Genomic DNA, 16,174 nt, shown 5'->3' on the forward strand with positions numbered 1-16,174 from the left:
TGCCCATCCGTGCACCCGGGCGGGTGCGGGAATCTCATGTCGTCGGGTCGAACGGTCCGGCTCGACGGGCCGGAACGGCCCCGCGGACTTCCCAGCAGAAAGCAGAACCGAGATGCGCAACCTCCGATTCACGAACCCCGGCAGCGGCCGTCGTCGCCGAGCCGCGGTGCTCACCGCGGCGACGGTCGCCGCGCTCGCCGTCGTCGGCCCGGTCGCCGTGGCGGCCGCGGCCGACGAGCTGCCGGCGGGCGTCGCCGAGCAGCTTCCCGCGGCCGACACGACGACCCCGGCCGAGACGACGGCCCCGGCCGAGACGACGCCGATCGAGGGCGTGACTGCGGCCGAGACCGCGCCGCTCGAGCCGGCGCTCGACGGCGACGGGGACTCCGTCGGCGGATCCGAGTCGGCCGACCCGGCCGCGATCAGCGGCGATGCGGCGCCCGCCGAGGACGTGGCGAAGTCCGCGGAGGCCGAGGCCGCCCATCGGCCGGCCGCCGCGGCGGACGCCGAGGGGCACGCGGGCTTCGCGAAGGCCGCCGCCGAAGGCGGCCCCGCGGGAATCGTGAATGTCGCCCCGGTCGTAACTGGTGAGACGTTCGAGATGCTCGCCGGCGAGTACTTCAACTTCACGGCTCCCGGCGTGCTCGCGAACGACGTCGACGCCGACGGTGACGGGCTCGTGCTCGTCGCCGTGACGCCGCCCGCGCACGGTGTGCTCTACAACTGGTCGGCGGAGGGCTCGATCGGCTACGTGGCGAACGACGGGTTCACCGGTACCGACTCGATCGGGTACGTGGTGAGCGACGGCCAGCACGAGGTGGCGGGCACCGTCACCTACCACGTCACGGAGCCGGCGAACTACGGCCCGAACGCCTGGAGCGAGACCGTGCCGGTCGCACAGGATGCGAGCCTGCACGTCGCCGCACCGGGGGTGCTCTCGAACGACTCCGACCTCGACGGCGACACGTTGACCGTCGTGTCGGTACTCGGGCCGCAGCACGGCACCGGAACGATCGCGGCCGACGGCACGGTCGATTACACGCCGGACCCCGGCTACGTCGGCGACGACGCGATGCTCTACACGATCAGCGACGGGACCGAGACGTCGAGCACGTTCCTCAACCTCGAGGTGATCGAGAAGGGTGCGTCCTCGGTGATGGCGCTCGGCGACCATTACACCGCGAGCGCCGGAGCAACCCTCGACGTGCCGGCTCCCGGCCTGCTCTCGAACGACGAGGCGTTCGGGCCCGGCGACATCCGGGTCGACGGCGTCGAAGGCGTGAACGGCACCATCCTCTGGAAGGCCGACGGCTCGTTCCAGTACACCCCGCCCGCAGGATTCACCGGGGTCGAGACCTTCGAGTACTCCGTCACCGACGTCGACGGCGTCGCCGATGCCGAGGCGATCGTGTCGATCGCCGTGCTCGCGCCGGCCGCGGACTGCGAGCCGGGCGACGAACCGACGCCGCCTTCGTTCGCCGCGTCGGCCGCGGCCGTGCCCTCGCCCGAGGACGAGGAGTGCGAGCCGACCGAGCCCGAGGAGCCGACCGAGCCGGAGGAGCCGACCGAGCCGGAGGAGCCGACCGAGCCGGAGGAGCCGACCGAGCCCGAGGAGCCGACCGAGCCCGTCGACGAGACCACGACGCCCGAGCGAACGACCGCCACCGCGACGCCCGACGCCGAGCCGGCCGCCGCGCTCGCCGAGACCGGCTTCGACCTCGGCCCGATCCTCGGCATCCCGCTGCTCGCGATCGTCATCGGCGCGAGCCTCGTCGCCGCGAAGCGGCGCCGCGGGGCCGAATGAGCCGCCGGATGCCTCGGGCACCCCGAGCCCCGAGGCATCCGGCCCCGTACCACCGGACACGACAACCGAACACCGACAACCGAACACCCACTCACCAGCACCACCCGGAAGGAAAACGATCATGAACCTCTTCAAGCAGTTCGGCGACATGGCCGAGATGGTGAAGGCCGCTCCCGGCCTCATCGACCAGGCGAACCAGCTCCAGGCGCAGTCCGAGCAGTACCGCCAGCAGATGGACATCCAGGCCGTGCAGACGATGACCGCCGAGCCGCAGCCCGGCAACCTCGAGCCGATCGCCGGCGTCGACCTCGACCGCTACGCGCGCATCTCGAAGGGCATCGCCGCCTACGGCTACGACGCCTCGAAGCTGCCGGCCGTCGCCGCGATGTTCGGCATCGACGCGGCCTCGTGGGAGTCGGCCGCCGCCGGCTGGGCCTCGCGCATCCAGTCCGACCGCGGGGTCGGGCGGCGCTTCAACGAGATCTACCAGGCGGTGTGACATGGGCTTCCTCCGCGACCTCGCGACGCTGACGCGTCAGGGCTACGAGGCCCAGCAGCGACTGGACGTCGGCGCGAGCATGGCGCAGGCCAAGGCCTCCATGGAGCAGGCGAGCCGCATGATGGCCGCGTCGATGCCGGCCCAGGCCGAGCCCGGGCTCGAGGCGCAGCGGCTCCGCACGACGGCGACGATCCTCGACGCGCGGCAGTTGCCGATGATGATCGGCATGAACTCGATCGTCGAGCTCGACCTGCACGTGCTCATGCCGGGCGGCGTGCCGCTGCCGGTCAGTCGCACCGAGCAGCTCGCGCCGCTGCACCTGGCCCGGGCCGTGCCCGGCGCAGTCCTCGACGTGAGCCTCGTGCCGGGGCGTCCCGACACGGTGCGCGTCGAGTGGGGCGGCTGAGCCCGCCCCGCCCGGACGACGGACGACCCGAGCCTCCGTCGCCCACCGGAGCCCCCGCCGACACCCGGACGGCGGGGGCTTCTCCGTGCCCGGACGACGTCCCGGCGACCCCCTGAGCAATCCCCCGGGCAGGTGAGCAATCGCCGCGCCGAGATGAGCATCCGGTGCCCATCCGGCTGGGCGGCCGACGCCGACATGCTCATGACGACCGGACCCGCGCCCGCGGACCCCGACCGATCACCACGACCACGAAAGCAGAGACCGATGCGATTCCGAGACCACCACTCAGCCGACGAGGGGATGCCGCGACGAGCGGCCGCCCGCATCGCCGGCCTCGCGATGGCCGTCGCCGTCGTCACCGCGGGCGCACCGCTCGCCGCGAGCGCCGAGGAGGTCGCTCCGGCCGGGAGCACCGCCCCTGCGACCGCGGCGCCCGAGACCGCGGAGACCGTCGCTGAAACGACCGACCAGGTCGAAGCGGCGCCGAGCGATGCGCCCGCCGAGGAGGCGCCGGCCGAGGAGGTCCCGGTAGAGGATGTTGCGACCGAGGATGCTGCGACCGAGGAGGCCGCCGCTGACGAGGATGCCGAGACCCCGGTCGAGGAGCCCGCCGGCGAGAGCACCGGCAACGAATCGTCGGATGCCGAGATCCAGACCGACGAACCGTACGAGCGGACCGCCGCGCCGTCCCTCGCGCTCGACCCGCTGGGCACCGCCGAGCTCGCCGCCTCGCCCGTCGCCGCCGACGACACGTACCTCTACACCCCGGGGAGCCCGCTCTACGTCGCCGACTACATGGGCCTGCTGGCGAACGACCAGCTCGGCGGTGAGGCCGTCACCTCCCTCGAGTTCCCGGACGGCGCGCAGATCTCGAACGGGCAGGTGACCTTGCTCGGCCTGGGCGGCGGGTTCTTCGCCGACTCGGAGAACGAGTACCCGAACACCTTCTCCCTCACGTACCGCGTCTGCACGGCGGCCGGCTGCAGCGACGCGACGCTCTGGCTCTACCCTGCCGACGAGGGCGTCGAGCCCTCCGGCCCCGACGCGATCCCCGAGGCGCCGGTCGCGGTGCCCGACGTGTTCGGCGTCGTGAAGGACACGATGCTCTCGATCAAGGCGCCCGGACTGCTCTTCAACGACAGCGACTCGGAGCCCGGCGACACGCTCGAGGTCGTCGTCGACCCCACCGGGCTGACCGGGGATCTCGTCTGGGCGGCGAACGGCGGCTTCGTCTACACGCCACAGCCCGGGTACACGGGCACCGAGGTGTTCCATTACCGTGCGAAGGACTCCCACGGCTACCTCAGCAAGTCGGTCGCGGTCGAGCTGCAGGTCGGGGACGGTTCGACCAACCACCGCCCGGTTCCCGTCGACGACCACTTCGTCGCGAAGGCCGGCGAGACGCTCTACATCCCCGCGCCCGGCCCGTTCGCGAACGACCTCGACCCCGACGGCGACGAGATCGAGTTCCACCTGACCGGTGAGAGCCCGGCAGGCGAGTGGAACTGGGGAGCCGGGTTCCTGATGTACACCCCGCCGGCCGGCTTCACGGGCATCGACCGCGGCACCTACCGCATCCGCGACGAACACGGCCTGAGCTCGTCGAGCGAGGCGGAGGTCGAGTTCGAGGTCGTTCCGGCCGACTCGACGGCGAACACCCCGCCGGTGCCGACGGAGGACTGGTTCACCGTCGAGTCCGGCTCGTCGCTGGTCGTCAGTGCCCCGGGAGTGCTCGCCAACGACCTCGACGGCGACGGCGACGAACTCTCCGTGCTCATCGGCTGGGACGCCGCGCACGGCACGATCGACCTGAACGCGGACGGCTCGTTCACGTACACGCCCGAGGCCGGTTACGTCGGCACCGACTCGTTCGGCTTCGACATCACGGACGGCGCGTCCCGGGTGGCATCCTGGGCGCGAGTGGTCGTCACCGCCTCGGATGAGGCGCCGACCTACGGCAGCGACGACGCGTACTTCGCCGTGGCCGGCCAGCCGCTCGAGGTCGCAGCACCGGGGGTGCTCGCCAACGACCTCATCCCCGACGGGCTGCCCTTCACGATCGGCCGCCAGGCGGCCGAGCCGGAGCACGGCACCCTCCAGTTCGGCGAGGACGGCTCGTTCGCCTACATTCCGGCGACCGGTTACACCGGGCCCGACTCGTTCTACTACTTCGTGACGACCGAGGGCGGCACCCGCTACGCCACGGTCGCCATCACGGTGCTGGGCGAGGAGGCGGGCGGCCCGACCGGCCCGACCGACCCGACTGACCCCACCGACCCGACCGATCCGACCGATCCGACCGATCCGACCGATCCGACCGATCCGACGGACCCGACGGATCCGACCGATCCGACCGACCCGACCGAGCCCGGTGAGCCGACGGACCCGACCACGCCGGCCGAGCCCGGCGACGACTCGCCCGCCGTACCCGCCGGCGACGACGCGGCCGCCCCGACTCGCCCCGAGGAAGCGACGCCGGCCGACGCCCCCGCCGCCGACGACGTCGACGACTCGACCCTCGCCGAGACCGGCTCCGACCTGCGGGGCGCGGCCGAGGCATCCGCCCTCGCCGTGATGCTGGGGCTCGTGGCGCTCGTCGCCGCCCGCCTGCGCCGCCGCGGCAGCAGCCGCTGATCCGGGCGAGAGGGGCCGGTTCCCGAGGGAATCGGCCCCTCTCGGCATCCTCGAATCGAGCCGTTCGCGGGGTTATACCGGACATCCGCGAACAAATCAAGAATCCAACTGGACTTCGCGTGTCGGATCGCATATAGTTGAGGTTTGCGCTCCCAGACCCACCATGCCTTCATATTGCGGTCGGCTTCCGTGCGTGTCGAGGTCTTCGAATCTCCGGCATCAGCACGTGTCTGAGGGGTACTGAACTCTCCGCTACCGACAGTGAACCGGCCCGACGGGGCCATGGAGGTAATTCACTTGGCTGCTGCGCGCAACGCGACCACGCCCACCCCCAAGAACGGACGCGGTGCCAGCCGCCTCTCGTTCGCGAAGGTCACCGATACCCTCACGGTACCCGACCTGCTCGCACTCCAGACCGAGAGCTTCGACTGGCTCGTCGGCAACGACGCCTGGAAGGCACGCGTCGCCGAGGCCAAGTCGGCCGGTCGCCAGGACCTGCCCGAGACCACGGGCCTGGAGGAGATCTTCGAGGAGATCTCCCCGATCGAAGACCTCGGCGAGACCATGCAGCTCTCGTTCACGAACCCCGAGCTCGAGCCGCCGAAGTACACGATCGACGAGTGCAAGGAGAAGTCGAAGACCTACTCCGCTCCGCTCTACGTGAACGCGGAGTTCATGAACCACCTCACGGGTGAGATCAAGACCCAGACGGTCTTCATGGGCGACTTCCCGCTCATGACCCCCAAGGGCACGTTCGTCATCAACGGCACCGAGCGCGTCGTCGTCTCGCAGCTCGTCCGTTCGCCCGGCGTCTACTTCGAGCGCACGCCCGAGAAGACCAGCGACAAGGACATCTACTCGGCCCGCGTCATCCCGAGCCGCGGTGCGTGGCTCGAGTTCGAGATCGACAAGCGCGACCAGGTCGGCGTCCGCATCGACCGCAAGCGCAAGCAGTCGGTCACGGTGTTCCTGAAGGCCCTCGGCCTCACCTCCGAGGAGATCCTCGAGGAGTTCGCCGGCTACGAGTCGATCGCCCTCACCCTCGAGAAGGACAACATCCTCACGAAGGAAGAGGCGCTCAAGGACATCTACCGCAAGCTCCGTCCGGGCGAGCAGGTCGCCGCCGAGGCCGCGCGTGCGCTCCTCGACAACTTCTACTTCAACCCGAAGCGCTACGACCTGGCGAAGGTCGGCCGGTACAAGATCAACAACAAGCTCGGTCTCGAGGCCCCCCTCACCGACTCGGTGCTGACGGTCCAGGACATCGTCGCCACGATCAAGTACCTCGTCGCCCTGCACGACGAGCGCGAGACGCTGCCGGGCCGCCGCGGCGGCAAGGCGGTCGAGATCCGCCTCGACGTCGACGACATCGACAACTTCGGCAACCGTCGCATCCGCGCGGTCGGCGAGCTCATCCAGAACCAGGTGCGCACCGGCCTCAGCCGCATGGAGCGCGTGGTCCGCGAGCGCATGACCACGCAGGACATCGAGGCGATCACGCCGCAGACCCTGATCAACGTGCGACCCGTCGTCGCCGCGATCAAGGAGTTCTTCGGCACCTCGCAGCTGTCGCAGTTCATGGACCAGAACAACCCGCTCGCGGGCCTGACCCACAAGCGTCGCCTCTCGGCGCTCGGCCCCGGCGGTCTCTCGCGCGACCGCGCGGGCGTCGAGGTCCGTGACGTCCACCCCTCGCACTACGGCCGCATGTGCCCGATCGAGACCCCTGAAGGCCCGAACATCGGCCTCATCGGCTCGCTCGCGTCGTTCGCGCGCATCAACTCGTTCGGCTTCATCGAGACCCCGTACCGCAAGGTCGAGGCCGGCAAGGTCACCGACAAGATCGACTACCTCACGGCGATGGAGGAGGACGACTACATCGTCGCCCAGGCCAACGCGCCGCTGAAGGCCGACGGCCACTTCGTGGAGGAGCGCGTGCTCGCCCGCAAGAAGGGCGGCGAGGTCGACCTGTTCCCGGCCGACGAGATCGGCTACATGGATGTCTCGCCGCGCCAGATGGTGTCGGTCGGCACGTCGCTCATCCCGTTCCTCGAGCACGACGACGCGAACCGCGCCCTCATGGGTGCGAACATGCAGCGCCAGGCCGTGCCGCTGCTCCGCAGCGACTCGCCGTTCGTGGGCACCGGTATGGAGGGCTACGCCGCGATCGACGCCGGCGACGTCATCACCGCCGACAAGGCCGGTGTGGTCGCCGAGGTCTCGGCCGACTCGGTCACCGTGCAGCTCGACGAGGGCGGCACGCAGACCTACTTCCTGCGCAAGTTCGACCGCTCGAACCAGGGCACCTCGTACAACAACCGCGTGATCGTCAGCGCCGGTGAGCGCATCGAGGCCGGCGAGGTCATCGCCGACGGCCCCGCGACCGACAACGGCGAGCTCGCGCTCGGCAAGAACCTGCTGGTCGCGTTCATGCCGTGGGAGGGCCACAACTTCGAGGACGCGATCATCCTCAGCCAGAACCTCGTGAAGGACGACGTGCTCTCGTCGATCCACATCGAGGAGTACGAGGTCGACGCCCGCGACACGAAGCTCGGCAAGGAGGAGATCACCCGTGACCTCCCCAACGTGAGCCCCGACCTGCTGGCCGACCTCGACGAGCGCGGCATCATCCGCATCGGCGCCGAGGTCCGCCCCGGCGACATCCTCGTCGGCAAGGTCACGCCGAAGGGCGAGACCGAGCTGTCGGCGGAGGAGCGACTGCTCCGCGCGATCTTCAACGAGAAGAGCCGCGAGGTCCGCGACACGTCCCTCAAGGTGCCCCACGGCGAGCAGGGCACGATCATCGCCGTCAAGGTGTTCGACGCGCAGGACGGCGACGACGAGCTCGGCTCGGGCGTCAACCAGCGCGTGGTCGTGTACATCGCCCAGAAGCGCAAGATCACCGAGGGCGACAAGCTCGCGGGCCGCCACGGCAACAAGGGCGTCATCTCGAAGATCCTGCCGGTCGAGGACATGCCGTTCCTCGCGGACGGCACCCCGGTCGACGTCATCCTCAACCCGCTCGGCATCCCCGGTCGAATGAACTTCGGCCAGGTGCTCGAGACCCACCTCGGCTGGGTCGCGAAGCAGGGCTGGAAGGTCGAGGGCAAGCCGGCGTGGGCCAAGCGCCTGCCCGAGGCCGCGCACGAGGCCGCGCCCGGCACCAAGGTCGCGACCCCGGTGTTCGACGGCGCCTTCGAGGAGGAGATCGCCGGTCTGCTCGACTCGACGCTGCCCAACCGCGACGGCGAGCGGCTCATCGACTCGAGCGGCAAGACGCAGCTCTTCGACGGCCGTTCGGGCGAGCCCTTCCCGTACCCGGTCTCGGTCGGTTACATGTACATCCTGAAGCTGCACCACCTCGTCGACGACAAGATCCACGCGCGTTCGACGGGCCCGTACTCGATGATCACCCAGCAGCCGCTCGGTGGTAAGGCGCAGTTCGGTGGCCAGCGATTCGGTGAGATGGAGGTCTGGGCGCTCCAGGCCTACGGCGCCGCGTACGCGCTGCAGGAGCTCCTCACGATCAAGTCCGACGACATCCTCGGCCGCGTCAAGGTCTACGAGGCGATCGTCAAGGGCGAGAACATCCAGGAGCCCGGCATCCCCGAGTCGTTCAAGGTGCTCATGAAGGAGATGCAGTCGCTCTGCCTGAACGTCGAGGTGCTCTCGGCCGACGGCACCGCGGTCTCGCTCCGCGACACCGATGACGAGGCCTTCCGCGCCGCGGAGGAGCTCGGCATCAACATCTCCGCGCGCTTCGAGTCGTCGAACATCGACGAGATCTGAACCGCCAGGTACGACACGACTTCAGGAATCTAGGAGAGAAATTGCTCGACGCAACGACGTTCGATGAGCTTCGTATCGGCCTGGCCACCGCAGAGGACATCCGCAAGTGGTCCTACGGCGAGGTCAAGAAGCCCGAGACCATCAACTACCGCACGCTGAAGCCCGAGAAGGACGGGCTCTTCGGCGAGCAGATCTTCGGACCCAGCCGCGACTGGGAGTGCGCCTGCGGCAAGTACAAGCGCGTGCGCTTCAAGGGCATCGTCTGCGAGCGATGCGGCGTGGAGGTCACCAAGTCCTCCGTGCGCCGTGAGCGGATGGGCCACATCGAGCTCGCCGCCCCGGTGACGCACATCTGGTACTTCAAGGGCGTGCCCTCGCGCCTCGGGTACCTGCTCGACATGGCGCCGAAGGACCTCGAGAAGGTCATCTACTTCGCCGCCTACATGGTGATCGACGTCGACGACGAGGGTCGTCACGCCGACATGCCCGGCCTCGAGAACGAGCTCCGGCTCGAGATCAAGACCATCGGCGACCAGCGCGACGCGCGCATCGCGACGCTCATGGCCCGCAAGGAGGAGGAGCTCGCAGCCCTCGAGGCCGAGGGCGCCAAGAGCGACCAGCGCAAGCGCGCCGAGGCCGCCGCCGACAAGGAGATGGCCCAGGTCCGCAAGTCGGGCGACGAGCAGATCGCGCACCTCGAGCGCGTGTGGGAGGACTTCCGCACGCTCAAGGTCGGCGACCTCAAGCCCGAGGACTCGGTGTTCCACGAGCTCCAGGACCGCTTCGGCATGTACTTCGACGCCTACATGGGCGCCGAGGCCATCAAGAAGCGCCTCGAGACCTTCGACCTGGCCGCCGAGGCGGAGGACCTGCACCTGCAGATCGCCGAGGGCAAGGGCCAGAAGAAGATCCGCGCGATCAAGCGCCTGCGCGTCGTCAACTCGTTCCTCGCGACGGGCACCTCGCCCGCGGCGATGGTGCTCGACGTCGTGCCGGTGATCCCGCCGGAGCTGCGCCCGATGGTCCAGCTCGACGGTGGCCGCTTCGCGACCAGCGACCTCAACGACCTCTACCGTCGTGTGATCAACCGCAACAACCGTCTGCGCCGCCTCCTCGACCTCGGTGCCCCCGAGATCATCGTGAACAACGAGAAGCGCATGCTTCAAGAGGCGGTCGACGCGCTGTTCGACAACGGCCGCCGCGGCCGCCCGGTCACGGGTACCGGCAACCGCGCCCTCAAGTCCCTGAGCGACATGCTCAAGGGCAAGCAGGGTCGCTTCCGCCAGAACCTGCTCGGCAAGCGCGTCGACTACTCGGGCCGTTCGGTCATCGTCGTCGGCCCGCAGCTGAAGCTGCACCAGTGCGGTCTGCCCAAGCAGATGGCGCTCGAGCTCTTCAAGCCGTTCGTGATCAAGCGCCTCATCGACCTGAGCCACGCCCAGAACATCAAGGCGGCCAAGCGCATGGTCGAGCGCTCGAACCCGCACGTGTGGGACGTCCTCGAGGAGATCATCCGCGAGCGCCCCGTGCTGCTGAACCGTGCGCCCACCCTGCACCGTCTCGGCATCCAGGCGTTCGAGCCGCAGCTCGTCGAGGGCAAGGCCATCCAGCTCCACCCGCTCGTCTGCGCCGCGTTCAACGCGGACTTCGACGGCGACCAGATGGCCGTGCACCTGCCGCTGTCGGTCGAGGCCCAGGCCGAGGCCCGCATCCTGATGCTCGCCTCGAACAACATCCTGAAGCCGTCGGACGGCCGTCCGGTGACCCTGCCCTCGCAGGACATGATCATCGGCCTGCACCACCTGACGACCGAGAAGCCGGGCGCCGCCGGCGAGGGCCGCGCGTTCTCGTCGATCGCCGAGGCGATCCTCGCGTTCGACCAGAACCGTCCGGGCGAGCTCGAGCTCGACCTCGGCGCCAAGGTGAAGATCCGTCTCGACGGCCTGCACTTCGGCGAGGGCGACGAGCCCGAGGGCTTCGAGTCGGGCAAGCCGTTCCTCATGGAGACGACCCTCGGTCGCGCCCTCTTCAACGAGGCGCTCCCGGTCGACTACCCGTACTTCAACCGCCAGGCCGGCAAGGGCCAGATCTCGGAGATCGTCAACGACCTCGCCGAGCGCTACCCCAAGACCGAGGTGGCCGCGACCCTCGACCGCATCAAGGACGCCGGCTTCCGCTGGGCGACCCGTTCGGGCGTCACCGTCGCGCTCTCCGACATCATCACGCCCCCGTCGAAGGGCGAGATCGTCGCGAAGTACGAGAAGCAGGCCGCCAAGGTGCAGTCGCAGTTCGAGAAGGGTCTCACGACCGACCTCGAGCGTCGTCAGGAGCTCATCCAGATCTGGACGAAGGCCACCGACGAGGTCGCCAAGGCCATGCAGGAGAACTTCCCGACCGACAACACCATCAACCGCATGGTCACGTCGGGCGCTCGTGGTAACTGGCTGCAGGTGCGCAACATCGCCGGCATGCGAGGCCTCGTGAACAACCCGAAGGGTGAGATCATCCCTCGCCCGATCATCTCGAGCTACCGCGAGGGCCTCTCGGTCGCCGAGTACTTCATCGCGACGCACGGTGCCCGTAAGGGTCTGGCCGACACGGCCCTCCGCACGGCCGACTCGGGCTACCTCACGCGTCGTCTCGTCGACGTCTCGCAGGACGTGATCATCCGCGAGGACGACTGCGGCACGACGAAGGGCCTCGAGCTCCCGATCGCGACGGTGGATGCCTCGGGCGAGCTCGTCCGCGACCCCAACGTCGAGAACTCGGTGTTCGCGCGGTCGCTCGCGGCCGACGCGGTCGACGCCAAGGGCGAGGTCGTGGCCGAGGCCGGCAGCGACGTCGGCGACGTGCTCATCAACGAGCTCATCGCCGCGGGCGTCGAGTCGATCCGGGTTCGCTCGGTGCTCACCTGCGAGTCGGCCGTCGGCGTCTGCGCGAAGTGCTACGGCCGTTCGCTCGCGACCGGCAAGCTCGTCGACATCGGCGAGGCCGTCGGCATCATCGCGGCCCAGTCGATCGGTGAGCCCGGCACGCAGCTCACGATGCGTACCTTCCACACCGGTGGTTCGGCCTCGGCCGACGACATCACGCAGGGTCTTCCCCGCGTGCAGGAGCTCTTCGAGGCCCGTACCCCCAAGGGTGCGTCGCCCATCGTCGAGGCTCCGGGTCGCATCACCATCGACGAGACCGACAAGCAGCGCAAGGTCATCCTCACCCCCGACAACGGCGACGAGCCGATCACGTACAACGTGCTCAAGCGCTCGACGCTGCTCGTCGAGGACGGCCAGCACGTCGAGCTCGGCCAGCAGCTGATCGTCGGCACCGTCGACCCGAAGGAGGTCCTCCGGGTCAAGGGCGTGCGCGAGGTGCAGAAGCACCTGGTGAACGGCGTCCAGGACGTGTACCGCTCGCAGGGCGTGCCGATCCACGACAAGCACATCGAGGTCATCGTGCGCCAGATGCTGCGCAAGGTCACCGTCGTCGACCACGGCGACACCGACCTGCTGCCCGGTGAGCTCGTCGACCGCTCGAAGTACAACGAGATCAACCGCGCGGCGCTCACCGAGGGCAAGAAGACGGCGTCGGCCCGTCAGGAGGTCATGGGTATCACCAAGGCCTCGCTGGCGACCGAGTCGTGGCTGTCGGCCGCGTCCTTCCAGGAGACGACCCGCGTGCTCACGCAGGCCGCCATGGAGGGCAAGAGCGACCCGCTGGTCGGCCTCAAGGAGAACGTGATCATCGGAAAGCTGATCCCGGCCGGTACGGGCCTCGGCAAGTACCGGAACGTCGCGGTCGAGGCCACGGAGGAGGCGAAGGCGGAGCGCTACCCGAACCGCATCTTCACCGACGACGCGGCCTTCAGCGAGGGCGACCTCAGCTTCGTCGACTTCGACGCGTTCTCGAGCGACGACTTCACGCCCGGCAACTACAGCTGAACCACCCGGTGATCGAATAGGCGCGCAGCGCCGAATCGAGATCCACGAAGGGCCCCGGAGCGATCCGGGGCCCTTCGTCGTCCCCGGGCGGCTGGTGCGGCCCATCGGGTCACACAGCGTCATCGAGATCCGGATCCGCATAATCGTCGTGCTGATCTCGAGGTGCCCCTATGCTGGGTCCACCCGTTCGCGACTTGATGTCGCCCCGACCCGAGGTCCCGATGCCGAGCCTTGCCCTACCGAGCCCCGAGCGCCCAAATACCCACGTTAGGCGCCGGATCGCGTCCACACTCGTCAGCCCGATCGCGGCCGTCCTGCTCACCATGGCGATGCTGATCGCCGGACTGTCAGTCCCGGAGTCAGGGGCGTATGCGGAGGACGGCGCGGACCCGCTCCCGGTCGTCACCGGGCGCATTTCCGACGATGCGGGCTCGGGCATCGAAGACGTCCGCGTGGTCCTCAAGCGACTCCAGCGTCAGTCGACCGGGAGTGTCGTTGAGAACGACTTCGGGTGGACTGTGAGCGCGGCGGATGGAACCTATGCGATCGCACTCAAGACTCCGGTGTACCCGGGGGACTACTTCCGGATCATCGCCGCGAGCTCCCCCTCCTCTCCGTTCATGGCGCAGACCGAGGGCCCGCTCTTTCGCATCGACGGGACGAGGGCCGAAGCAGATCTCGAATTGCAGCGGAGCGCGAGCGTCACCGGGACTTTGCGCAATCACCTCGATCGGATCGCCGTCGGGAGCGTGCTGCTCTATCGAGTCGTCGAGGGCTCGGCCCCCGCACTCACGGATGGACGGACTCAGTTCAGCGATCGGTTCTCGCTTCCGAAGGTGGCCGCCGGTGAATACCTTCTCAAGTACCAGATCGAGGGTGAGCCGGCGATGTGGTGGCCGGGAGTCGCGAGCTCGGCCGATGCCGAACCGTTCGTACTGGCCGAGGGGAGTCGTCGGTCGTTCAGTCTCACGACGATCCAGCCCGCACTGGTCACGGGAGGCATCACCGGTGCAGATGGGCTGGCCGACGCCGATGGCAAGGTAACCGCGCATCGACTCGTCGGCGCTCGATTCGAGGAAGCCGAGACCGCATTCGCCAACGAAGACGGCCGGTTCGAGCTTCATCTGACACCAGGTCGATATGCGTTCGAGTACACAGGAGGCGCGGGTTCGGCACGCGAATACTCCGGCGCAGCGTCGCTCCTGAGCCTGGCCGCGCTCTATGATCTCGAGGCTGGCGGGTCGCTCGAGCAGAACGCGGTGCTCGAGCCTGCAGCTTCCGTGTCCGGGCGGAGTTCGTCGCGGCGTGTCGTCGTGTTCGATGCAGACGGGCGTATCGCGGGATCGACCAAACCCGACTCCACGACCGAGTATCGTGTCGGCGGGCTCCCGGCCGGTGAGTACACTGTTCGTGCGCTCGACGGGTGGGACGAGAGCACGTCCGATCTCGACGGTTGGTGGTCTGATTCGCAGATGGACGCGTCTCGTTTCATCGGCGAGTGGTGGCCTGGCGTGCGAACGGAGTCGGACGCCGAATCGGTTGTCGTCGGCGAAGGGGAATCGCGCGGCGGCATCGCCTTCGTGCCGTTCGAGGGGGCCGAGATCCGGGGGACGGTCCGTTTGTACGATGACGGCTGGATGCCCGTCAGCGGTGCCGTCGTGACTGCCGTCGACAACATGGGCTCCGATGTCGCGTCCACCGAGAGCGACATCCTCGGCGGCTTCGAACTCGAGGGAGTGCGGCCCGGCGAGATCCGGCTCAGGATTACGCCGAGATCAGGCGCGGAATGGTATTGGCCTGCTGCTGAGAGCCTCGAGACTGCCGGCACCCTCACCGCAAAACCGAACGGATATCTCACCGGCGTCGTCACGGGTCGGCAGGCGACGGTCAGCGTGCCCACAATCAGCGGCACGGTTGCGATCGGCGAAACGCTCACCGCCTCGGCGACCTCGCCGGTCCCCGGGGTCGAAATCGTCTACCGGTGGGTCGGGGGGTTCGCGCCCGCCCATGTCGGCCCGGAGCTCGTCGTCACACCCGAGATGGCGAACGCCGGGATCAGGGTGACGGCGACGGCGACGAAGACCGGATACTCGACGATGACCGCGGACTCTGCGTGGACCCCGAAGGTCCTCAAGTGGGGCAAACCCTGGTTCGATGACGGCGGCGAGCCTGCTGTGGGTGTCGAATTGCTCATTCGGGACGCGTATTGGAACACGTCGGGTTCAACGACGACCGCTCGGCAGTGGTACGCGGACGGAATCCCGATCCCGGGCGCCACCCGTGAACGCTACACGCCGACCATCGCGGACGAGGGAAAGCGCCTCACTGTGCGGACATCGGGGAGTGCACCGGGATATGCCGACGGTTCGGCCGTTTCTGAGCCCTCCCTCCGCGTGATCAAACCTGCGACGCCGACGATCTCCGGGGTTGCGCGTGTCGGCGAGGTCCTCAAAGTCGATCTGGGCGATTGGACGGCCGGCGCAATCGTGAATTGGGAATGGTTGCTCGACGGCGAGTGGGTCGTCGGCTATTCGCAGCACGAGGCCGAGTTCACTGTGCCTCCGGAGGCGGCCGGCAAACGCATCAGCGTCATCGCGTGGGGCAAGAAGGACGGCTACGGAGAGGCGTGGGTGAGATCGGCACCGACGGCTCAGGCGGTTTCCGCTCGAGTTCCGGTCATCTCGGGAAGCCCGTACGTCGGGTCGACACTCACCGCAACCCCGGGAGACTGGGGACCCGGAGCGCCGCTGAAGTATCAGTGGTATGCGAACGGCGCAGCAATTTCGAAGGCAACGTCCAATCGGTTTCAACCGACCCCCTCCCACGTGGGGGCGCAACTCTCGGTGAGGGTGTACGTCGATGACCCGGCCTGGGTTGCCACGGCGGTGACGTCGAAGGCGACGTCGGTCCGGGTGGCGTTGGTTTCGGTTCCGACGGTGTCGGGGACGGCTCGGGTCGGCGGGAAGTTGTCGGCGGTGCCGGGCTCGTGGACGAGGGGCACGGTGCTGTCGTACCAGTGGTACGTGGACGGTGTCGCGGTGTCCGGAGCGACCGCATCGACGTACACGCTGCCGTCGTCGAGTGCGGGCAAGCCGGTGACGGTG

6 protein-coding genes and 1 pseudogene are annotated in these 16,174 nt (G+C 68.7%); all 7 read left to right on the top strand.

Annotated elements, in window-relative coordinates; genetic code table 11:
- The first annotated feature begins 112 nt into the window (after nt 1-112).
- A complete protein-coding gene (locus AC3RJ7_RS02845) occupies nt 113-1,804 on the top strand; it encodes an Ig-like domain-containing protein (RefSeq protein ID WP_491454338.1) in 1,692 nt (563 codons plus the stop codon).
- A gap of 121 nt (nt 1,805-1,925) precedes the next feature.
- On the top strand, nt 1,926-2,303 hold the full coding sequence (locus AC3RJ7_RS02850) for a DUF6620 family protein (protein WP_491454339.1): 378 nt from the start codon (nt 1,926-1,928) through the stop codon (nt 2,301-2,303).
- A 1-nt stretch (nt 2,304) separates the two neighbouring features.
- Nucleotides 2,305-2,709, top strand: coding sequence for a hypothetical protein (locus tag AC3RJ7_RS02855; protein WP_491454340.1), 405 nt, complete (start codon nt 2,305-2,307; stop codon nt 2,707-2,709).
- A 264-nt stretch (nt 2,710-2,973) separates the two neighbouring features.
- The gene (locus AC3RJ7_RS02860) at nt 2,974-5,343 is read left to right on the top strand and encodes an Ig-like domain-containing protein (RefSeq protein ID WP_491454341.1); all 2,370 of its coding nucleotides are present in this window, start codon (nt 2,974-2,976) and stop codon (nt 5,341-5,343) included.
- Nucleotides 5,344-5,640: 297 nt separating this feature from the next.
- The gene (rpoB, locus tag AC3RJ7_RS02865) at nt 5,641-9,132 is read left to right on the top strand and encodes a DNA-directed RNA polymerase subunit beta (protein ID WP_491454342.1); all 3,492 of its coding nucleotides are present in this window, start codon (nt 5,641-5,643) and stop codon (nt 9,130-9,132) included.
- Between the two features lie 41 nt (nt 9,133-9,173).
- On the top strand, nt 9,174-13,070 hold the full coding sequence (gene rpoC, locus AC3RJ7_RS02870; RefSeq protein WP_491454343.1) for a DNA-directed RNA polymerase subunit beta': 3,897 nt from the start codon (nt 9,174-9,176) through the stop codon (nt 13,068-13,070).
- A 323-nt stretch (nt 13,071-13,393) separates the two neighbouring features.
- Nucleotides 13,394-16,174, top strand: a pseudogene (locus AC3RJ7_RS02875) (hypothetical protein); the annotation flags it as partial.

The sequence above is a fragment of the Agromyces solani genome, assembly GCF_058349925.1.